Here is a 20,527-nt window from a genome sequence, read left to right on the forward strand (position 1 = left end):
GCAATTTTTAGTACGTTGACTGTACAGGATAGTACTGTAGAGAGAGAAGGTCGCAAAATTGCATAGCGGCCATGGCGGCAGAATGTTAAACACGGTTAGCACGTTAGCATATGTTAGATTCACGCTTAAATAACATCTAACAATTGCTAACTTTTGCTATCAAGTTTAATAACTGCTTTTTCGCAGTTTTTCCCATGTCGAATACCTACGTAGGTACGCGCATCGACCCGTCGATAAAGGAAAAGATCCAAGCCCGGTGCACGTCCCTGGGATGCCGCGAAAGCGATTATTTTCGGCGCTTGCTCGCTCAGGACCTGCAGACAGTGGAACAGCCGTCGCGCGTTGAGAAGGAAATAATGACGATTCCGGCGAGGACCGCCCAAAAAGGAATAGTGAAGGGGATAATTCCGTGACAAAGATGATAGTGGAAAAGCACTGCACATCGTGCGGCCACAAAGATGACGTCGAGGTCGAGGTCCCGCGCTTGGCCGAGAACGAAAAGGCAGGCGCAAACGACGTCACGTATCCAACTTTTTACCCTCAAGAGTACTGCCGTGATGGTTCGTGCCCCTTGGGCGGCTTGCATGAAAATAAACGCTACTCGGTGCGGGCCACAAAGGCATGTGTGAATTGCGACCAGTTGGCGCCACCGACTGCACCGAGGTGCGCATTTTGTGACGGCGAGGAATTTGAGGACGTACCGCTAGAGCTGTTCGAAGAAAAGGGAATACTCTTGCCAAGAATCATGGAGAGACATACCCATTGAGCACTGAAATAATCACAGACTTGCAAAAGCGCGTCAAGGCCCTCGAGGCGACAGTATTTCCACCCCCGCCCAAGCCACCGACGTATAGAAATCCGACGCCCCAGGAACTAGCAGGGCATGAAGGCGCACTTGCAACATTTCAAAAACATTTGTCACATGCTCCCGATCTCAACACTAAGAAGAGCGTTGAAAAGAGGATACTCCAGGAAAACTCCCGGTATCTTCGGAGCCTTCTCATACCGGACTCGGGCCCGGAGCAGGAGCGGCTAACAGCTGATGAGCACGAACGCGAACACGAAAGGGTCTAAATTGGCAGCTTGGGCACTCTGGGAATTTAGGCTAAACGGTCGACGCCTGAATCATGAGGATTTCCCCGAGAGGCGCTTTTATCGTTCGAAGGGCGGGTCCTGACCGATGTTCTTTTCAAACCGTCGTAAAAGGGCCAGGTATGCGGACTTGGAAAAGGACGACGATGAGGCCGGCGACAGATATCCACCTATAGAGGATCGAGGCTAAGAACCAATTTATGTGAAAATGTTTACCACTAGAATGTAAGGACAAACGATACTCAATTTATGGCAAAATGGCCCATATTAAGCAAAAAATACAACAAAGTCAGCAGGAGCGAAAGCGTGCCAATCCTGTTCTTATAAGTAATGACGGCAGCGCGATTCTCCCGCCGCACCAGCTAGTTTAATTAAGGCCGGCCCCTTTTTGTATATAGGCTATTTTTCCCCTTTTGCAGATATGGATAATGCTGTTGCTTAACAACTGGGCACCATACGATAGCTTTATAGCATTTCTGCATGACGCGTTAGTCATTATTGAGCAAGGACAACTTGCCTGCTGACAAGGTGGAGGACCAACTGAAGGGCAAGACCCTGCAGGTCTACATGTACATGATTAAGCGCAAAGAGCCGGTCGGCGTGCGCGAGGTGCAGCGCGACCTGTCGTTTTCCAGCCCAAGCGTTGCCAACTACCACATAGACAAGCTGGTCCAGCTCTCGCTTATCAGCCAAGACGAACACGGGAGATATTATGTCGTCCAGAAGGTGCAGGTCGGAGTCCTGCAGGCCTTTGTCAACGTAGGCGGCAGGGCCGTCCCGCGATTATTGTTTTTCGCCACGTTTTTCACTACGATGCTTGCAGCTTACCTAGTAGTTAATCTTGATACGCTTGACGTCTTTGCGCTCGGCTTTGCAGTGGCAGGCGCCGCGGCGTTCTGGGCAGAAACGATAAGGGTGTGGGTCAAGCGTCCCATAGCATGATCTGTCAGAACTCAAGTTTTGAAATACTTACTCAAACCTTTACAATGTCAAGCGCGACCGCGTCGGCAAGCAGGTCGAGGTGTTTTGACGCAACTATGTAGCCATTCTTGATGTCAGTCGACGCCACCCACCTGTTCGTAGAGCTAAATAGCCGCTCCTTTTTCATCCTCTTTTCAATTTCTTCGACATCGAGCTCGCGCTCTTCCACCTCTTCTGTCGCCGTGTACTTTATCGTGAGCAGGACCTTCTTTACGAGGATCCTGTTCCCAAACCGGCGCGAAAAGTCCCTGGCGCCCTCGTCTACCTCAAGCATCTTTATCTTTATCTGCATGTGGTTGAGCGCGTCCCTGCTTGTCAGGAGCCTCTCGTCGACAAACCGGTCATAACTCATTTACAATGTTCATGTTTTCTCTAGCATTAATAAGCATTCATTTGTCCGGCGCAAAGAGGTAGCACGGCGTGCCGTCCCGCATCCCGCAATCTACCATGCGCACCTGCATGCCTTCGGCAAGTTCTGTGCTTTCAAAAGAGCCCACAAGTCTGAATCCGTCCATCTCTACGATGCCAAAGATGCCTTCGTGTCCCCTGAGGTGCGAAGCGGCAAACTCTACAAGAACGCCTGTGCTGCCGACTTTTTTCAGCGCGGTTTTTGAATAGCACGAAGCGCAGGTGGACGAAGGGGGCCACGCCTTTTTGCCGCACCTTGTGCAGACCGGGACCCTGAACACGCCTCGCTTGAGGCGATTTGCAAACTCAGACTCCAAGCACCATCACCGTCGCCGAGGATCCTGCTGCCGCAAGGTTGTGCACAAGCCCGGTTTTGCATCCCCCGGCCTGCCTTTTTCCCGCGCGCCCCTGGAGCTGGAGCGCCACTTCTGTCACCTGGGCCACGCCGGTCGCGCCGACCGGGTGGCCGCAGCCAAGTATCCCGCCCCTTGTGTTGATTGCGATGCTGTCCTGCTCGACAAACCTGCCGCCCTTGCCCCTTGGCGCAAACCCCACATCTTCGTACGCTATTATCTCAAGTATCGTAAACGCGTCGTGCAATTCTGCGATGTCGACCTGCGACGGTATTATCTTGGCCATAGTGTAGGCATCCTTCGCCGCCTTTCTTGCGGTATCAAGCGCCGTAAGGTCGCCGGCGCTTGCAAAGCTGGCCCCGTTTGTCTGCTGGCCGATGCCGTTTATCCATACAGGGTTCTCTGTTGTTCTTGCCTTTTTTTCAGAGAGCAGGAGCACCGCGGACGCGCCGTCGCAAGGAGCCGAGCAGTCCAGCAGTTTCACAGGGTCCGCTATCTTTTTCGAGTTCATTACGTCCTGTAGGCTCACGGGCTTGCGAAAAAGAGCGCCCGGATTTTTGGCGGCATTTTTGTGGTTCTTGACTGACACCTGTGCCATCTGCTCCTCCGTCGTGTCGTATTTTCTCATGTGTGCCTTGGCAAACATGGACGCCCAGTGCACCGGAAAGTTGAAGGACCCCCGGGTGACATCCCAGACAAGCTTGTTGCCTTCGCTTGCCGCCTTTTCAACCCCTACCACCAAGGCCGAGTCGCACAGCCCCGACGCTATGAGCGAGTAGGCAGAGGCAATCGCGTTGGTGCCCGAATTGCACAGGTTGTCCACCCTGTGCGAGACCTTGGGCTTTATGCCAAGCATTTCAGAAACAATGGTTGAGCTGTACTGCTCAGTTGCGCAGGTTGACACCAGCACCGCGTCTACTTTTTTTTCGACGTCGCTTTCCTTCAGAATTTCGATGCAGGGCCCACACGCAAGCTCGAATATTGATTTGCCGGACTCTTTTGTGAACTTGGACGACGCGGCCGAGGAGATAGCTACCCTGCGCAATCTAGAAGGTTGACAGCATTTCCCTAAATGAACCTTCTGCGTCCCTGACAGGGTTGACCTGCATTATTGGAAGTGTCACACCCGCGTTGACGAACTTTAAGAGCGCCCTGCGGCACTCCTCGCCTGTCCCGTACACCGCAAGCGCGTCAAGCATCCTGTCTGTCACAGCACCAGCAGCCGCGTCGCCACCCTTGCGGTACTCTTGTCTTATTTGTTCGACTTCGCGGGCAAATCCGTTTTCTGCAAGAAATTTGCTGTAGTATTTCCCGACTGCGACGTAGAATGCAAGCGTCTTTGCTGCGCGCTTTCTTGCTTTTTCCGGCTCGCTGTCAGAGACCGCGCAGATGAGTGACAGCGCTACCTCAAACTCTTTGCCGGCAGTCGACTGCCTGATTTCTGCAACCGTCATTTTCAGCTCGTCGAGCGGCCGCAAGTAAAGTATGACTCCGTCGGCAAGCTCGCCTGCAAGCGAGACCATCCTCTTGTTCACCGCCGCCATGAACACCGGCACGTGCTTTCTTGCCGGCGCGTTTAGTAGCTTGAAGTTGCTTGCCCTGAAAAAGTTGCCCGCATAGTCGACCTTTTCGCCTGAAGTCATCAGGTTGAGGCATTCCACAAACTCGCGCATCCTGGAAGCCGGCTTTTCAAACTTGGTCCCATGCCAGCTCTCCACTATTGCTTCTGTGCTCGAGCCAAGGCCAATGACCGCCCTGTTTCCGGAAAGCATGTCAAGCGTTACAGCTCCCATTGCCACTGTTGCAGGGGTCCTTGAAAAAATGCTGACTATCGACGTTCCGAGTCGGACCTTTTTTGTTATCTGCGAAATTGCGCCAAGAGTCACAAACGACTCGCGGCCCCAGGATTCTGGAACCCACACGGAATCTACATCCTCTTTTCCGTCGGCAAGCCTTGCGCACTTTAACACCTCGTCAGCGGAGAGTAGCGGCCCGAGGCTGTATCCTACCCTCATGTAATGTTTGCAGCCTGCATTTCCTTGGCGGCCTCTTCAATGTCCTTGTGCGAGTCAATGGAGCGCCAGAACACTTCCCCGTAACGGGTTGCCCCCAGCTTGCCCTCCTTTGCCAGGGCTGGCAACGCCGTGACCTCTATGTTGCCGTTGTCCGGCAAGTACGAAAAGATATCGCTCGTAAAGTGATAGACGCCGGCGTTTATCCACCTGTCCTTTATCCGGGGCTTTTCGACAAAGCCGATCACTTTTGCGTCCTTGTCCACCTCGACTACGCCATACGGGCTCCTCAGGGGTACGAGCGCAAGCGAGTGCACGCCCCCGCCGTCGCGCAGCATCTTGGGGTCAAGGTTGGTCAGTATGTCGCCGTTTACCATAAAAAATTCTTTCTGGCCGGAAAGCAGCCCTTCCGCGTTTTTGAGCGCGCCACCCGTCCCGAGCGGCTCTTCCTCGACTGCGTAGCCAACCCTGACGCCCAAGCGGCTGCCGCTCCCGATGTGGTTGATGATGTTCTCCTTCATGTAACCGACGCAAATAACGAACTCTTTGATGCTGTTACTTGCGAGCCACTTTATCTGCCACTCTATTATGGGCGAGTTGAGGACTTCTATCATGGGCTTTGGCATCTGGTCTGTCAATGGCCTGAGACGCTTGCCAAAGCCCCCTGCAAGTATCACCGCCTTCATTGCAGCAAGTTGCGGTGGTTTTCTTATAAAACATTATCTCGCGGTTCGTTCGTCAACAGCCAGTGGACCTGCTGGTAGCATTCCGTACACACCTCTTTGTCCTCCGTGTGAACGCAGCTGCGTACCCTGTCTGCGATTGCGCCGCAGCGTGAGCAGGCAGGCAACTAACTTGGAGCCTGCTCCTTCTTGTCGGGTACGCGCCTGTCAGTCGCAGCCTTCCACCCTCCGAGGCCCACCAGAATTGCGCCCATTGCTATCGTCGAGCCGATTGTGCGCATGGCGTCTCCCGCGTTCTCGGAAGCAAGAGCGCCCTGGCCGATGAGCGCTAGCATTCCTGTGATGATGAGGCCGCCGTTCACGAACAGGAGCACGGTTACGATGTTTGAGCGCTCCTTGCGGGCAATTACAAATGCGGCTATCGACATTATCACAGCGCCGCCGCCTAGGCCTCCGCCCCGCGTCGCCTCGTCCAGCGGAAGGAACCCGACGTGATCCGGGCTTGAGGCAACGGCTGCCGCGTCGGCGCCGTATATTATCAACAGTGCCAGAGAAACGGCAAGGAGCCCTACTGAAATCTGTACCTTGGCCATCAAAAATTAAGCGTAACCAGATTTAATAAACCTACTCTGCCCCCACAGAGCGTTGGTTGAGGACATCAAGGATGTGCTATATTCTGTCATCGACGGCATCGGGCGGGAAAAAATGAGGGCAGAAGTGTCTGCAGACATTGACGCTGCGTCCAAGAAATACTGCGAAGAGATAGTTCAAAAGTGCGTCAAGGTGCCGGGCCAGCGGATAGACGACGAGACGCTTGGAACGCTGTGCGAGGCCCTCCTACACTTTATGCTCACCGCGTCGCTCTTGCCGTCAGAAAGAAAAGTGACTGTAAACGGCGCCGAGCTTGACATAGTCGTCCCGTCGGTGAAAAGCCTAGCAAAAGACCCGTCCAAGGCCCTTGTAATCCAGGTCATAAAAGACGGCAGGCCAGACCGCGTGAGGGAAGCCGAAAAGGTGCAGCCAAACGCGGACAACCTGTGGGTCATATCTGCAAGGTCCATCGACACAGGCCACGGGAATTACGCGCTGAATGGCAGGTATTCATCGATAATATCAGACATCCGCGCGTTTTTGCAGGAAAAAGGAGTCAGCAGCCTGAAAATGTTGCACGGCTAGGCAAGTATCCTGTCCACCGCGCCTTGTCTTTCCAGCGCGCTGGCCGCCTGCTTGTAGTTGGGCTTTTTCATGAGAGGCAGCGTCGCAAGCAGCGGGACCCCGGCGAGACGCTCGATTACCCGGGGCGTGTTTTTCTCTACGGCGCTTGGACTTTTTGGCATCATGTTGACGACGATGCCGGCGATGTCAAGGCCGAATTCCCTGCACACCCTGACAGTGAGAAGCGCGTGGTTTATGGCGCCAAGCTGCGGAGTAGCGACGATGATCACGGGGAGCCCTGCAAGGCGCGCAAAATCTGCTACAAATTCCCTTTCTGTCAGTGGCACCATTACGCCGCCTATCCCTTCAACCACGACAAACCCGTGCTTTATGCCAAGCTTTTTCAGAGGAAAGAGCGCGCCGTGAACATCGACTGTGGGCTTGTTCAGTATCTGCGCAGCCATCAGCGGCGAGGCGGGCACCTTGAAAAATAACGGGTTCAGCTCCTCGTCGGGCTCCGTGGCGCCGCAGGCCTCTGCAAGGATGGCGATGTCGCGGGATTTGTATTTCGACGAATAGGCCCTGCTTGCAGTCGCAAAGGGTTTGCAGGCCGCAACGCCCACCTTGCGCTTTCTAAGCGCCCAGGCAAGGCCGGCCGAGACTAGGGTCTTGCCAACCCCCGTTCCTGTCCCTGTCACAAACACGCCGCGCATGGAAATAATTAGATACATGGCATGGTTGGATTTAACTGAATTGAGCGGCCCACGCCTCAAGAACGCAGACAAGCGGTTTGTGTGGCACCCCTACACCCAGATGAAAGACTGGCAGCAAGATGACAACAAGGTGATAGTGAGGGGCGAGGGCTTTTACCTGATAGACAGCGAGGGCCGGCGCTACCTCGACGGCACGGCAAGTATGTGGTGCAACGTGTGGGGCCACGGCCCAAACGAGGTCGTTGAAGCCATGCGCGAGCAACTAAACATCTTGCAGCACTCTACACTCTTTGGGCTTGCAAGCGGGCCGTCCGTGAAGCTTGCAGAGAAGCTCGTCAAACTTGCAAAGGGAATGGACCGCGTATTTTACACGGACAACGGCTCTACCGCTATTGAGGTGGCGCTGAAAATGGCCCTGCAGTATTGGCGCAACATGGGCAAGCCCCGGAAAGAGTTTGTCTCGCTTGAGCGTGGCTACCACGGCGACACCGCCGGCGCCATGTCAGTCGGCTACATAAAGCAGTTTTTTAGCGTGTACAGGCCCATTCTGAAAAAGGTGCACAGGATTCCAAGCCCGCTCTTGTACGGCAGCAAGTTTGACAGCGAGCGCGACCTGGTGGAGCACTGCTTGGAGCAGACAGAGAAAACGCTGAGGAAACTGCGGGGCAGGTGCGCCGCGGTTGTGATGGAGTCCGGCGCCCAAATAGCAGGCGGGGTTGTCATCTACCCTGGCAGGTACCAGAAAAAAATATCCAAGCTGTGCGAAAAGCACGACACCCTCCTGATACTGGACGAGATAGCGACCGGCTTTGGGAGGCTCGGCAACATGACAGAATACGTCGCCCAGAGATCAAGGCCCGACATTGTTTGCTTTGGAAAAGCATTGACGGCGGGGTACTTTCCTCTTGCAGTTACGCTTGCAAAAAGCGAGATTTACGACGCATTCTTGGGCAGGTATTCGGAGAACAGGCATTTCTACCACGGCCACACGTTCACGGGTCACCCTGTTGGCTGCGCGGCCGCGCTTGCAAATCTGGAACTCTACGAAAAACGTAACTTGATGCAACAGATTAAAGCCAATTCGCAGTATCTTGAGTCAAGGATGTGTGAATTCGAAGAAATAGGCACTGTGGCAGACGTCAGGCAAAAGGGCCTCCTAGCAGGCATAGAGCTGGAAAGGAATGGCAAGCCGCTGCTCTACCTCAAGAAAGAGAGGCTGGGCCAGTTCGTTGCGCGCGAGTCCCTGAAAATGGGGGTGCATCTCAGGGCGCTTGGCAATATCATGGTGCTGATACCACCGCTTGCAATCGACAAGAACAACCTGAAAACGCTTCTAGACACCCACATGGAACTGGCAAAAAAGGCCGAAAAACTGTAGGGTTATTTCTGAGTTATCTGGCGCAGTTCCTTGTACAGCGTCGCCTTTGAGACTCCAAGTGACCGTGCAATCCCTGCCTTTGACTGGTTTTCTGCAAGCATGGCAATCAGCCTGTCCTTGTTCAGGATTTTCTGCGGCCGGCCTATCCCCCTTCCTGCCGCCCGGGCGCGGTCCATGCCATCCTTTGTCCTCTGCACCAGCATCTCTCGCTCGCGCTCTGCAACCCAAGTGAGTATTCCTATCATCAGCTTTCTCACGCTTGGCTCCGTCGTCTGCAGGAAAGACTCCCTCGGCGAACATGATATCAGTGGCGTGTATTGCTCGATGACCTTGATGGCGTCAAGAGTGTCCCAGAAGGTTCTGCCAACCCTCGACAATTCATACACAAGTACCGCGTCCACCTGTGCGGTTTTAACAAGATCTAGCATGTCCCTAAAACCCCTCCTCTGGGTGGCCGGAATCTTGCCGGAAACGGCAGAATCTTCGAAAAAATCAAGAATCTGGTAAGTGTTTTCCCTAGCCCATCTCTCCAGCACCATCTTTTGGTTCTGCACCGTTTGCTCTTCGGTGCTCACCCGGAGGTACGCAAGCGCATATTTCATGGCGTTTCTTGCAGGAATATCTTAACAGCAGGTTTGTCAAAAAAGCACGATAAACTGTTCAAAAAGGGCAGCTGGAATTATTGAACGCCTTGCATGGCAGGGCGTCAAAATCAAGAGTAAAAAAATGGGCTGATTTTCAACCAATCTGAAAACGGGTCCTTTTTTGAACGGTTACGACGGCATGACCGCGGCGCCGATTTTCGGTTTTATTGGCTTGTTGGCAAGGTTTACGGCCAGATTGTCAACTGCAAGAAATGGCCTAGCCGTAACTGACACAAAATTGCTGCCAAACCCCACCCCGGACGGCCAAAAGATACGGACGGCAGCAGGTATGCAGACTTTCCGTGTCGTCGCCCATCCGGTAACAGCCCATTACAACGCATTACCAAATTTTTGTTAATTGCAGGTTTTCTTTCCTGGCGCGGCGGGTCGACCGGATGGCAATAATTGCCAGAAACTAACGCCAGAACCCACCGCTGTAGACGCCATTATCCCGCCAGTTGTCACTAGACGATTTTATGCATGTTTTTGGCTCATATTTCTAAATTCGAGTTTTGCAATATTGCTGTTTTTGGCCCAGTAGTAAACCAAACTTTTAATTACGAGTTTACTGCATCGTTTCAAAAATGCCAGGTTCGGCTTTTATCGCAGCTTGCATGGAAAAAGTCCTTTCAGGCGTCAGGATAACCTTTGCGGAAGCCGAACAGCTGCTTGCGACAAATGACGTGATGGCGCTTGCAGAATGTGCCAACACCATTACAAGGAAATTCAATGGTGACGTTGTAGACGTTGAAGCGCTGATAAATGCCAAGTCCGGCAGGTGCCCGGAGGACTGCAGTTTTTGCGCCCAGTCGACTTTCTACGAAACCGGCATCAACAAGTATCCGCTTCTCCCCACCGAGCAGCTGGTCGAAAACGCCAAGATGGCCAAGGAGGGCGGCGCGACCAGTTTTTGCCTCGTTTGCGCATACAGGTCGCCACCAGAAAAAGACTTTGAGCAGATCTGCGATGCGATTGTCGAGATAAAGAGGCAAGTCGGAACCGAGGTCAACGTCTCGCTCGGTTTCATGACGCTTGAAAGAGCAAGGCGCCTGAAGGAGATTGGGGTAAAGCGATACAACCACAATCTGGAGGCGTCTGAGAGCTACTTTTCAAAGATATGCACGACGCACGATTTTGCAGACCGCGTAAACACGGCAAAAACAGTCAAAGAAGCCGGGCTTGAGCTGTGCTGCGGCGGCATCATAGGCATGGGCGAGACTGCAAGGCAGCAGCTGGAACTCGCATTCTCTATTGCAGAATTGAACCCCGACGAGGTGCCCATGAACATACTTATCGGCCGCGAAGGTACGCCAATGGAAGACATGGGAATAATCGACCCGGTTGACGTCATCAAGGCGATAGCTGTGTGGCGCTTTATCATGCCAGAAACGATACTGAAGATAGCAGGCGGGCGCGAGGTCCACCTCAAGGACAGGGAGCGCCTGGCACTGAAGGCGGGGGCCAACGGGATCATTACTGGTGGATACCTAACGACCGGCGGCAATGCGCCCAACAAGGACATCACGATGATAAAAGAGATTGGCCTCAAGGCAAAGTGACGCTTTTACCGACGATCGGTTGGGCTCGATCAAAGCAGCCAACCTGTACCGGGCTTTGAGAAACGTCGTGGTCAAGGGCCCCATCGCGGTAGTCAATGGCCGAGAGGCCATCCACCTGTGCTCAAACGACTACCTCGGCCTTTCCCAAAACAGTCAAGTGGTCAAAGCTGCGGCCATGGCCTTAACGCACGTCTCGCAGGCAAGCTCGCGCCTTATCGCCGGAAACGACCCTGTCCTGGAAGAACTTGAAGGAGTGCTTGCTAGGCACCGCAGGGCGGAAACGGCGCTGGTTTATCCGACAGGCTACATGGCAAACCTTGGTGTTGTGACCGCCCTTGCCGACAAGAAAACCACCATTTTCAGCGACGAGTTGAACCACGCAAGCATCATCGACGCGTGCAGGCTGAGCGGCGCCCGCGTCCAGATTTTCAGGCACAATGACCCAGGTCATCTTGAAGAGCTCCTGCGCAGGCCTGGAAGAACGATCGTGATAACAGAGGGCGTTTTCAGCATGGACGGAGATATCGCCGACCTCAGGCAGATTTGCAGGATTGCGCAAAAACGCGGCGCAATTACAATAGTCGACGACGCCCATGGCGACTTTGTCTTTGGACCAAAATTTTCCGGCGTTCCTGCAAGCTTTGGTGTTGACGTAGACGTTCACGTAAGCAGCCTGAGTAAGGGGCTTGGCTGCTTTGGCGGGTACGTTGCGACAAGCAAGAAAATACGAGATCTCTTGATCAACACTTCAAGACAGTTCATCTACACCTCTGCATTGCCTGATCATCTGTGCGCTGCTGCGATTGCAGCGATCCCGATATCGAAAAAGGGCCACCTGCAAAAGCAACTTTCAAGCAACATCAAGTTTCTAGTCTCCCGTCTCAGAAAGCAGGGTTTCACACTCGGCGTCTCGTCAAGCCAGATAATCCCCGTGATGATTGGCGACGAGAAAAAGGCGATCAAGTTTTCGCAAGAACTCTTGAAGCGCGGCGTGTTTGTCCAAGCAGTGCGCTACCCAACCGTCAGAAAAGGCTCGGCACGCTTGCGGATATCAATTACTGCGATGCATACAAAAAGCCACCTTGAAACAGCACTTGACGCCTTTTCGGCTGCGAACGGAAAAACGTGCCTTGTCTGAGCACATGTTTCTAAATTCGAGTTTAGAAATAACGTTAATTAACAGCCAATTCCTTGTAATGCCATGTCTGAAAAGGACTTTACGTTCAAGGTAAAGCTGACAGACGAGCAGTCAATGGAGTTTGCGATGTACATAAACTCCTTGCCGCCGCAGGATCTCTTGTTTGGTCTGCGCTTTGCGTTCAACAGATATTCTGCTGCAAGCGGTGGCTACTTGATGCCGGGAAGAAAGAGCATGGTCAAGCGCGAGACGCACCTCTTGAGCGCGGAGCAGGCCAAGTGGCGGCTTCATAAATGGAAGGCCATGATACACACTTACCGAGAAAAAGGCTACAGCTATCCTACGATATCAAGGATAAAAAAGCAGTTGCAAGAAATTGCAGGGACGAAAAAGTAGGAGGGCCTAAAAGCCCGCTGCCTCTTCGGCTGCCTTTTGCGAGTTTGTGGTAGAGGGCAGATCGGGGAACTTGCTCTTCATGTTCATTTCCACTATTGCGCTCGCCTCCTCCATTATCCTCGAAGTGTCCTCGTTAACAGCCGTGAATCCACCTATCTCGCCTGCAGGTATCTGGCCCGAGTCTGTCATGATGTTGCCAAGCAGGTCAGAAATCTGCGTGAACGACTGGTCGGCCTCTGGCATCATGCCGGTGAGCCCGCCCTGGAGTCCCTTTATTACAGACATTGCGGGGCTTAGAGTGACCACGACGTCGCCAAGTTCTGTTATGGTGTTCAGCCTAAGTTGTATCTGTTCCAATGCAAGTTTTGCGGAGCTTATCATCTTGCCCATCTTGCGGACTTGCGAAAGCTCGCCGGAAAGCACGCGTGCGTGCTGAGCGTCGTGGCTTTGCATCGCAATTACTACGCGCTTGAAGATAAGTTGATCCTTCTCGCCTATACGTGCAGATATCGAGTCGAGTTTTGATATCTGCATTTGCAGTTTCTTCTGTGCTTCTTCTATTCTGGGCTTCAGCGGGGCCTGCGGCTTTATCCCCTCTATCAGCCTGTGTCCTACGCCTGTCCCTTCGGTTTTGACCCATTTGTTACCAAATGACATTCTTACTAGTATGGCACCTAACCACTCTTTCGGCTTGCAACTAAAAGGCCGGCTGTACTGCAACGCGCTGTAACCGCGGTTACAGATATACGCGGTGACAGATGCTCTCATGCGATAGAAAACGATGACAACAAGTTTTTTAAACACCGAAAACCCCGGTAAATGCGGATGATAAAGGAGAAGATAAAGGTGAACAACCGCAGCTACAGCGTCACCATCAACGAACAGACGCAGATGTACGCGATGAAGCTGCGCGGGCTGTACCAGCAAAGCTACAGCGACGTGGACAGTTTTGATGAAGTCAGCTCCGAAATATCATCCACGATAAGCAACCTATTGAAGCACGCAGTTTCTCCAGAAGTGCGCGAAGACGACATGGATGGCGTCGTACAGCAATTGTTAAAGATGTACGAAAGAGCGTCAAAAAGTAAAAACACCTAAATAGCAACCAAGAACGTCACAACTTCATGGCGGAAAGCGCCGTCAAAAAATGCATCAACCCCGATTGCGGCAAGACCTACGGCATCGCAAACGACACCTATAGGTGCACCTGCGGCTCGCTTCTTGATATCAAATATGAAAAAAAGCCCAGCCGCGACCTTGTCAACGTTTTCTACCAGAGGCGCAACCACGGCGCCAACATCTACAACGAATCAGGCGTCTGGCGCTTCCGCGACCTCATCAATTTTGCCGGCATGGACACCGAGGACTTTGATGAATGCGCACGGATTATTGTATCGCTTGACGGCGCAGAAGGCAGGCTTTCCAAGCCGTACAAGATGAGCAAGGCCGCCGATTACGCGGATATTGGCCACGACAACTTTTTCCTGCAGCCAGAAGGCTACAACCCTTCCGGCTCGTTCAAGGACAATGGCATGTCGACTGCAGTCACGCATGCCAAGATGCTCGCCGTCAAAAAGATAATCTGTGCTTCAACGGGCAACACCTCCGCTTCCGCAGCTATGTACTCGGCAAATGAGAACATCGACTGCGACGTGTACATCCCAAAAGGCGAAATTGCACCAGGCAAGCTTGGCCAGGCGTTCCAATTTGGCGCCCAGGTGATTCAGGTTCCGGGCAACTTTGACGACGCGCTTGTCACTTCATTGAAAAACGCCGCCGAGACTGGTGGCTACACGGTCAACTCGGTAAACCCGTTCAGGTTAGAAGGTCAGAAAACGATCGTATACAGGGTTATGGAGCATCTCGACTGGAACCCGCCCGACTGGATAGTTTACCCTGGCGGCGCGCTCGGCAACACGTCAAGCTGCGGCAAGGCGCTCATAGAGCTGTACGAGTGGGGATGGATAAAAAAGATCCCGAGGATCGCAGTCGTAAACGCGGAGGGCGCAAATACGCTGTACGAATTGTACAACGGGGCGTTTGAAAACAAGAAACTGACGTGGAACGGCGGGAGGCCCGACCTTGCGATGGTGGACCGCTATTACGCTCATCTTGACAAGCGGGGCATTCGGCCAAAGACGCACGCGACAGCCATCCAGATAGGCAGGCCGGCCAACATCGCAAAGGCGCTGCGCTCCCTTGACTTTACAAACGGCGTCGTCGTTCAGGTTACCGACAAGGAAATGAGCGACGGCATGTCAATAGTGGGGCTCAACGGGTTTGACTGCGAAATGGCCTCCGGCTCGGTGCCGGCGGGAGTGAGAAAGCTCCGCTACGAAGGCGTCGTCAAGAAGGACGACGTGGTTGTAGGCATACTAACTGGAAGACAGAAGGACCCCGCGCTTGCGGTCAACTACCATACTGACGCAACCAACATGTTTGCAAGACCACCTACGAGCCACTGATTTTTTTATTGCAATAATCTGCATCTATACTGTACAACGTATGCCATATTGTAATGATACATGTAGTAGCATATGTATTTTCTTGCTATGCTACTAATAAAAGGATAGCCTTATGACCATGATAATTTTCGTAGCCGCTTTTGTCGCTGGTCGCCGCCAGCAAGCCGTTTTGCGCGCCCGTTAGGCATAACTCGGGCTAAAAGAAGGGTTTTGCCGCAGGTTTGATTGAGCAGAAACTAGCCTGCAGCCTTTTTCAGGGCAGACAGCATGGCGCCGGCCTTGTGTTCAGTCTCGTCCCACTCACGCGCAGGGTCAGAATCCATGACGATTCCTGCGCCTGATTGGACGTACGCCTTGCTTCCGTTGACAAAGAGCGAGCGTATGGTTATCGCAAAGTCGCACGAGCCGTTGAAAGAGAAGTAGCCAAGCGCTCCGGCGTAAGGCCCCCTCAGGTCCGGCTCGAGCTCGTCGATTACCTCCATCGCCCTCACCTTTGGCGCCCCCGAGACGGTGCCGGCAGGAAATACGGCCTTTAGTGCGTCGTACGAGTCAAACGACTTTTTCAACATGCCCGCTACATGCGACACGATGTGCTGGACATGGCTAAAGCGCTTGACCGTCATGAGCTCATCAACTTTGACAGTTCCGAATTCGCAGACGCGTCCGATGTCGTTCCTTGCAAGGTCGACAAGCATCGTGTGCTCGGCAAGCTCCTTTTCGTCTTTCAACAAATCCCGGCACATCTCCTCGTTCTTCGCCTCGTCGTCTGTTATAGGCCGGGTGCCGGCTATTGGGAATGTCTCGACGTGGCCTTTTGTCACGCGAAGGAGCATTTCCGGGCTTGAGCCTATGATGCATCGCCTGCCAGACTTCAGCAGGTACATGTATGGCGACGGGTTGACCTCCCTCAGAGCCTCGTAGAAACGCAGGAGATCGCCTTCCACTTCAAACCTCATGTTCTTGGCAAGGACCACCTGAAACACGTCGCCGTCATAGACGTACTTTTTCGCTTTCTTTACTATGTCGATAAAGTGCTCCTTGGTCATATTCCTGGCCGGCTCGGTGTGGGAAAAGTGCGTCGGTTTTGCGGTTGCCTTGGCTATCTTGCGCTCTATTTCTGCAAGGCGCGATTTTCCAAGGCAAAAGTAGTACGCCTGGTTCTCCTTGTGGTTGTACAGTATGCCATCGTGGTAGATGCCAAACTCCATCACCGGAAAGCCGATTTTCGTCTTCTTCTTGTCAATTGGCAGGCGCTCCCAGAACCTCACCGCGTCGTAGCTGATGTAGCCAACCGCTCCGCCGATGTAGCGAGAGCTGGAGTCGCTGACTTTTGGCACAAGCTTGCGCAGTTGAGAGAGGGGCTCTGTAACCTTGTATTTCTTTGTCCTACCCCGCCTGTTACGTACCTTGAGCGAACGGAAGTCGCACGTGACTGTGACTTCCGGGTCAAAGCCGATGACAGACATCTCTGCAAGTTCCTTGGGCCCGATGAGCGACTCTAGTATGAAGGCGTGATCGTAGAGCGAGTAGATTTTCTTGAATAAGGAAAACTGGTCGTCAGCGGTGGCTAGCTTGCGTATCTTGACCTTGCCTAGCCGCGGCCGGCCAAAAGCTACCACCTTCGTTCATTCTCTCCTGCTACTCTGCCTGATTGCCATTTAAAGGTTCAGCTGCCGGCAGGAGTCGTGATAGCGCCGACAGTGGCAGGCTGGACAAGCGACGCGTATTTTGCGAGCGCGCCTGTCTTGTATCTTGGCTGTATTGGCTTCCACTTTTTGGCGCGCCTTGCAAGCTCGGCTTTTGATACCACCAGATCTATCTTGCTTTTCGCAGTGTCGATTACTATTACGTCACCTTCTTTGACGAGCGCTATAGGACCTCCGACCATCGCTTCGGGCGCCACGTGACCTATCATAAAGCCCCTGGTCGCGCCAGAGAATCTGCCATCTGTGACCATCGCCACCTTCTCGCCAAGGCCCTGACCAACTATGGCTGCAGTGGTCGAAAGCATCTCGCGCATCCCCGGCCCTCCCTTGGGGCCTTCGTATCGGATGACGACGACGTCGCCTTCCACTATCTTGCGCTTTGACACAGCCTCGAACGCTTCTTCCTCATTGTTAAAGACGCGCGCGCGGCCGGCAAATTTCTTGTTCTTTACCCCTGCGACTTTTACCACTGCGCCGCCGGGCGCAAGCGTGCCCCTTAGTATCTTGAGTGTCCCTTCCACGCTTATTGGCTCCTCCAGGCATTTGACTACCTTTTCCTTGCCCTGGCTCAGGTCAAACGTCATCGACTCCAAGTTCTGCTTCATGGTCTTGCCAGTCACGGTCGTCGCGTCGCCGTTGAGCAGGCCCTTTTTCAAGAGCGCGTTCATAATTACGGGAACCCCACCTATCTTGTCAAGGTCGAGCATGACGTACATGCCGCCCGGCCTCATGTCGGCTATGTGGGGCGTGCGCTTGCGTATCCTTTCAAAGTCGTTGAGCGCCAGCTTCACCCGGGATTCTTTTGCTATCGCAAGCAGGTGGAGAACCGCGTTTGTGGAGCCACCGATGGCGTTTGCCATCATTATCGCGTTTTCAAATGCTTCGTAGGTCATGATGTCCCTCGGCCGGACGTTGATGTCGATGAGGTTCATGATGCACCTGCCGGTGTTGTAGCAGATCTCCTGCCGCCTTTCACTTTCGGCCGGCGGCGACGCGCTTCCGGGGAGCGACATGCCAAGCGCCTCGCTCACAGAGGCCATCGTGTTTGCGGTGTACATGCCCGCGCATGAACCGGCCGCCGGGCACGCCACGTTTTCAAGGCTCAAAAGCTCCTGCAGCGTCATTTTCCCCGAGTCGTAGGCGCCGACTGCTTCGTACACATCCTGGACAGTCACTTGTTTGCCGTTCCACTCGCCGGGCATTATTGTCCCGCCGTACGCGAATATGGAAGGCAGGTTGAGGCGCGCCATCCCCATCAGCGTTCCGGGCAGGCTCTTGTCGCATCCTGATATTCCAACCAAGCCGTCGTAGCCGTGCGCCCTCATCATCACTTCTATCGAATCGGCGATGATTTCCCTGCTAACAAGCGAGGCCTTCATGCCCTCGTGACCCATAGCTATGCCGTCTGACACCGCTATTGTGGTAAACTCACGGGGCGTGCATCCCGAGTCGCTCACGCCCCTTTTGGCGCTCTGCGCCAGCTGACCAAGGTGTATGTTGCAGGGAGTGGCCTCGTTGCATGTGGAAGAGACGCCGATTATAGGCCTGTTCAAATCTTCGTCCGTGAGGCCCATTGCCTTGTACATCGCCCTGTGAGGCGCCCTTGCCGTGCCCTCTACGACCTTTCTGCTTGGAAGCTCCATGATTGTGGGGGCTCGCAAAGCATATTTTAAGATTCTCGGCTTTTCTCAGTCAAGCGTCGCGGTGACCTTGACGGCGTCTAGGCCCTCGATCCTGAAAATCGTTTCGCACATGCCGCACTCGGCGTTGCCTGACGACATGTCGCGGGCAGAGACCTCTTCGTTGAGGTAGTCGCATTTGGGGCACCTGAACGAAAAAGTCAGGTCAAAATCCTCAAGTTCCACGGTCTCGGCCATGATAAAAGTCGGGGAGCTGGGGTATTTAAGAATTGGTTTTGCAGCAAGAAATAAACGTGCAAGCATAAACACCAACAGCGGATGTCAAAGTCCTGTATATTCTGCTCGATAATCGCCGGCGAGATACCGAGCGCGCAGGTCTACCGCGACTCCGATTTCGTCGTAATAATGGACAAGTACCCGATAAACAGGGGCCACACCCTCGTAATCCCCGTCAAGCACTATGACACCTTGCTTCACATGCCCCTGGCAGAGGTGGGCAGGCTCTATGCCGCCGTGCCTGCCGTGGCAAAGGCGGTGGTCTCGGCAGTGGGCGCCGACGGCTTTAACATAGGCCAGAACAACGGGATTGCGGCAAACCAGATAGTGCCCCACGTCCATGTCCACGTAATCCCCCGCTTTGCAGACGACAGCCCGGACGGCAAGTGGCCCACCCGGCGCGTCGCCGACATGAAAGAGCTTGGCGGGCTTGCGGAAAAGATAAGGAAAAAGGTAAAGGCTAAATAGGCTAGCGCTTTTTGCTCGCCTTGGGTTTCGGCTCGGGCTTGGGTTCCGGCGCGTCGTCAAACACCTTGACTTCGACCGGCTTTTTCATCCTCTGCCTGTATATCTTGAGGTATTCCTCGGCCTCTTTCTTAGCCTCGAATTTTGCCTCGCCCCGGAACGACCCATTCTTGTCTATCAGGCTCACAGTGCCCCACATGCCGTTCCTGCCCAGTTTTTTTACCGAAAACATCCCAGAGCCTGTAATTGAGCGCGCGTGTATTTAAGAGAGCCGGAACCATGTCAGCAATTTTTCGCAAGAGGGTTGCGCGGTTGAACCACCAAATTAATTAAAAACCTCGCGCCAACTATTGCGGTTTGAGCTCGGGAACTTCAGAGGCAAGGTTTACCATCAACGTCAAGGAGGGCATAGTGGAACTTGAGGGTAAGGAGAGTTTTGTGGACAAGCACCTAGACAGGTTCGAGGAGATATTCAAGGCGGCGGTCAAGGAGGCAATCGCAAGCGGGATTCGAGGCAAAATAGCGCTTAAAACGCAAGCAGCACCTTCCGCACTCTCCGAAGTGCAGGAAGTGTCTGCGACGCCGGAGCAAAAACAGGCCCCTGCTAAGCATGCGCCCCGGGTGGCTCCTGCGCTCCCGCCGATACCCGTCGACCTGAAGTCGGCCAAGGACAAGCCGGGCCTGCGCGAATTTTACGCAGAGAAAAAGCCGGCCAACCACTATGAAAAAGCCGCCGTGTTTGCCTACTATGTCACGAAATTCAACAAGCAGCAGGAAGTGAAATACGGAGAGATCCTGTCGTGCTACGAAGAGGTAAACGAGAAAAAGCCTAGCGTGACTGACATCGTCAAAAACTCCATCCGCTACAAGGGCTGGCTGGAGCAGGGCTCAGACAAGTTCTCGACGCGGCTGACAATATCTGGCGAGAATTTTGTGAAGTTCGACCTGCCGGGAAAAGAGCAGGACTACGCGCGCCACCAGTCAAACCCAACGTAGTCGACTGTTTTCCCTCCCACTTTTGGGATCGCCAGTATGAACTGTTTTTTGACGGTAGTGGCAAGCCTGCCGGCAAGAACAACGCCGGTCGCCGTCAGCTCGTCGGTGGCGCGGAATACCTGCACAAGGTATGGTGCGTGGTCGATGCCCGGCCCCTGCTCATAAACTGCAAAGTCGCAGCCGAACTTTATGCCCGGCGTCACGACGTACCCTCTGCCGCGCAGGTCCAGAAACACCTGGTACTTGGCGTCAAAGTCCACGTACTGCTTTTTGCAGATCTTTTTTATCTCTGCCTGCGGAACGGGCTTGCCGTCCGGCTGCGATATCTTGAGCCTACCATTTTCAGCCAGATAACACCCCTCAATCAGGTCAAGGACGAGCGGCGCGTCGAATTCGACTCCCTTTGGCTTTGGCACGCCGATTGGCTTGCCATAGTATCCCGAGCCGTACAGTTCCCTAGAATCGTT

27 protein-coding genes are annotated in these 20,527 nt (G+C 53.7%); 13 read left to right on the forward strand and 14 right to left on the reverse strand.

Annotation, left to right across the window (positions count from 1 at the left end; translation table 11 throughout):
* The first annotated feature begins 194 nt into the window (after positions 1-194).
* From VGA14_RS02170 to VGA14_RS02185, 4 genes are all read left to right on the forward strand, one after another.
* Entirely contained in the window at positions 195-413 is a 219-nt protein-coding gene (locus VGA14_RS02170) for a hypothetical protein (protein WP_331002102.1), read from the forward strand.
* A complete protein-coding gene (locus VGA14_RS02175; RefSeq protein ID WP_331002103.1) occupies positions 410-766 on the forward strand; it encodes a hypothetical protein in 357 nt (118 codons plus the stop codon). Before VGA14_RS02170 ends, VGA14_RS02175 begins: the two co-directional genes overlap by 4 nt.
* Positions 763-1,074, forward strand: coding sequence for a hypothetical protein (locus VGA14_RS02180; protein ID WP_331002104.1), 312 nt, complete (start codon positions 763-765; stop codon positions 1,072-1,074). Before VGA14_RS02175 ends, VGA14_RS02180 begins: the two co-directional genes overlap by 4 nt.
* A 516-nt stretch (positions 1,075-1,590) precedes the next feature.
* Positions 1,591-2,034 carry a hypothetical protein gene (locus tag VGA14_RS02185; protein WP_331002105.1) on the forward strand — a complete coding sequence of 148 codons (444 nt, stop codon included), beginning with the start codon at positions 1,591-1,593 and terminating at the stop codon, positions 2,032-2,034.
* 31 nt (positions 2,035-2,065) lie between these two features.
* Here VGA14_RS02185 and VGA14_RS02190 read toward each other — a convergent pair whose 3' ends face one another.
* The 6 genes from VGA14_RS02190 to VGA14_RS02215 form a co-directional block, all read right to left on the reverse strand.
* Positions 2,066-2,425: a hypothetical protein gene (locus VGA14_RS02190; RefSeq protein WP_331002106.1), complete on the reverse strand. Its 360-nt coding sequence runs from the start codon at positions 2,423-2,425 to the stop codon at positions 2,066-2,068.
* Positions 2,426-2,462: 37 nt separating this feature from the next.
* Positions 2,463-2,798, reverse strand: coding sequence for a hypothetical protein (locus VGA14_RS02195; protein WP_331002107.1), 336 nt, complete (start codon positions 2,796-2,798; stop codon positions 2,463-2,465).
* Positions 2,788-3,879 (reverse strand): thiolase family protein, encoded by a 1,092-nt coding sequence (locus tag VGA14_RS02200; protein WP_331002108.1) that lies wholly within the window; start codon positions 3,877-3,879, stop codon positions 2,788-2,790. The genes VGA14_RS02195 and VGA14_RS02200 overlap by 11 nt, the downstream gene beginning before the upstream one ends.
* A gap of 1 nt (position 3,880) precedes the next feature.
* Entirely contained in the window at positions 3,881-4,849 is a 969-nt protein-coding gene (locus tag VGA14_RS02205) for an LLM class flavin-dependent oxidoreductase (protein ID WP_331002109.1), read from the reverse strand.
* Positions 4,846-5,532: a nucleotidyltransferase family protein gene (locus tag VGA14_RS02210; protein WP_331002110.1), complete on the reverse strand. Its 687-nt coding sequence runs from the start codon at positions 5,530-5,532 to the stop codon at positions 4,846-4,848. Before VGA14_RS02210 ends, VGA14_RS02205 begins: the two co-directional genes overlap by 4 nt.
* Positions 5,533-5,696: 164 nt before the next feature.
* Positions 5,697-6,122, reverse strand: coding sequence for a hypothetical protein (locus tag VGA14_RS02215; protein ID WP_331002111.1), 426 nt, complete (start codon positions 6,120-6,122; stop codon positions 5,697-5,699).
* Positions 6,123-6,174: 52 nt separating this feature from the next.
* On the opposite strand from VGA14_RS02215, the gene VGA14_RS02220 reads away from it, so the two are divergent.
* A complete protein-coding gene (locus VGA14_RS02220; protein ID WP_331002112.1) occupies positions 6,175-6,705 on the forward strand; it encodes a hypothetical protein in 531 nt (176 codons plus the stop codon).
* Here VGA14_RS02220 and bioD read toward each other — a convergent pair.
* Complete coding sequence (gene bioD / locus VGA14_RS02225) at positions 6,702-7,397, reverse strand: dethiobiotin synthase (protein WP_331002113.1); 696 nt, start codon at positions 7,395-7,397, stop codon at positions 6,702-6,704. The two genes, VGA14_RS02220 and bioD, sit on opposite strands and share 4 nt — an antisense overlap.
* Positions 7,398-7,437: 40 nt before the next feature.
* On the opposite strand from bioD, the gene bioA reads away from it, so the two are divergent.
* Positions 7,438-8,775, forward strand: a complete 1,338-nt coding sequence (gene bioA, locus VGA14_RS02230) for an adenosylmethionine--8-amino-7-oxononanoate transaminase (protein WP_331002114.1) — start codon at positions 7,438-7,440, stop codon at positions 8,773-8,775.
* A gap of 2 nt (positions 8,776-8,777) precedes the next feature.
* On the opposite strand, the gene VGA14_RS02235 is transcribed toward bioA, so the two are convergent.
* Complete coding sequence (locus VGA14_RS02235) at positions 8,778-9,377, reverse strand: recombinase family protein (RefSeq protein ID WP_331002115.1); 600 nt, start codon at positions 9,375-9,377, stop codon at positions 8,778-8,780.
* Between the two features lie 626 nt (positions 9,378-10,003).
* Between VGA14_RS02235 and bioB the strand changes: the two genes are divergently transcribed.
* The 3 genes from bioB to VGA14_RS02250 all read left to right on the forward strand — a co-directional run bounded on the left by bioB (position 10,004) and on the right by VGA14_RS02250 (position 12,512).
* Positions 10,004-10,978: a biotin synthase BioB gene (bioB, locus tag VGA14_RS02240; RefSeq protein ID WP_331002116.1), complete on the forward strand. Its 975-nt coding sequence runs from the start codon at positions 10,004-10,006 to the stop codon at positions 10,976-10,978.
* Positions 10,979-10,997: 19 nt separating this feature from the next.
* On the forward strand, positions 10,998-12,116 hold the full coding sequence (locus tag VGA14_RS02245) for an aminotransferase class I/II-fold pyridoxal phosphate-dependent enzyme (protein WP_331002117.1): 1,119 nt from the start codon (positions 10,998-11,000) through the stop codon (positions 12,114-12,116).
* 63 nt (positions 12,117-12,179) lie between these two features.
* Positions 12,180-12,512 (forward strand): hypothetical protein, encoded by a 333-nt coding sequence (locus VGA14_RS02250; RefSeq protein ID WP_331002118.1) that lies wholly within the window; start codon positions 12,180-12,182, stop codon positions 12,510-12,512.
* Between the two features lie 6 nt (positions 12,513-12,518).
* Here VGA14_RS02250 and VGA14_RS02255 read toward each other — a convergent pair whose 3' ends face one another.
* On the reverse strand, positions 12,519-13,169 hold the full coding sequence (locus VGA14_RS02255; RefSeq protein WP_331002119.1) for a Snf7 family protein: 651 nt from the start codon (positions 13,167-13,169) through the stop codon (positions 12,519-12,521).
* Positions 13,170-13,337: 168 nt separating this feature from the next.
* Between VGA14_RS02255 and VGA14_RS02260 the strand changes: the two genes are divergently transcribed.
* Complete coding sequence (locus VGA14_RS02260) at positions 13,338-13,610, forward strand: hypothetical protein (protein WP_331002120.1); 273 nt, start codon at positions 13,338-13,340, stop codon at positions 13,608-13,610.
* Between the two features lie 26 nt (positions 13,611-13,636).
* The gene (locus VGA14_RS02265; protein WP_331002121.1) at positions 13,637-14,977 is read left to right on the forward strand and encodes a threonine synthase; all 1,341 of its coding nucleotides are present in this window, start codon (positions 13,637-13,639) and stop codon (positions 14,975-14,977) included.
* Positions 14,978-15,213: 236 nt separating this feature from the next.
* On the opposite strand, the gene VGA14_RS02270 is transcribed toward VGA14_RS02265, so the two are convergent.
* From VGA14_RS02270 to VGA14_RS02280, 3 genes are read right to left on the reverse strand one after another with little or no spacing between them, the layout of a single operon-like run.
* Positions 15,214-16,596: an anthranilate synthase component I family protein gene (locus VGA14_RS02270; protein WP_331002122.1), complete on the reverse strand. Its 1,383-nt coding sequence runs from the start codon at positions 16,594-16,596 to the stop codon at positions 15,214-15,216.
* 47 nt (positions 16,597-16,643) lie between these two features.
* A complete protein-coding gene (gene ilvD / locus VGA14_RS02275; protein WP_331002123.1) occupies positions 16,644-18,326 on the reverse strand; it encodes a dihydroxy-acid dehydratase in 1,683 nt (560 codons plus the stop codon).
* Positions 18,327-18,371: 45 nt separating this feature from the next.
* Positions 18,372-18,560: a hypothetical protein gene (locus VGA14_RS02280; RefSeq protein WP_331002124.1), complete on the reverse strand. Its 189-nt coding sequence runs from the start codon at positions 18,558-18,560 to the stop codon at positions 18,372-18,374.
* 81 nt (positions 18,561-18,641) lie between these two features.
* Between VGA14_RS02280 and VGA14_RS02285 the strand changes: the two genes are divergently transcribed.
* Positions 18,642-19,067 (forward strand): HIT family protein, encoded by a 426-nt coding sequence (locus VGA14_RS02285; protein WP_331002125.1) that lies wholly within the window; start codon positions 18,642-18,644, stop codon positions 19,065-19,067.
* A 1-nt stretch (position 19,068) separates the two neighbouring features.
* Here VGA14_RS02285 and VGA14_RS02290 read toward each other — a convergent pair whose 3' ends face one another.
* Positions 19,069-19,296, reverse strand: a complete 228-nt coding sequence (locus VGA14_RS02290) for a hypothetical protein (protein ID WP_331002126.1) — start codon at positions 19,294-19,296, stop codon at positions 19,069-19,071.
* A 125-nt stretch (positions 19,297-19,421) separates the two neighbouring features.
* Here VGA14_RS02290 and VGA14_RS02295 point away from each other — a divergent pair, with 125 nt between their 5' ends.
* Positions 19,422-20,060, forward strand: coding sequence for a hypothetical protein (locus tag VGA14_RS02295; RefSeq protein ID WP_331002127.1), 639 nt, complete (start codon positions 19,422-19,424; stop codon positions 20,058-20,060).
* On the opposite strand, the gene endA is transcribed toward VGA14_RS02295, so the two are convergent.
* Positions 20,030-20,527: tRNA-intron lyase (gene endA, locus VGA14_RS02300; RefSeq protein WP_331002128.1), on the reverse strand; the 498-nt coding region annotated here is incomplete at its 5' end. The two genes, VGA14_RS02295 and endA, sit on opposite strands and share 31 nt — an antisense overlap.

This window comes from Nitrososphaera sp. (assembly GCF_036397675.1).
Classification (GTDB): Archaea; Thermoproteota; Nitrososphaeria; order Nitrososphaerales; family Nitrososphaeraceae; genus Nitrososphaera.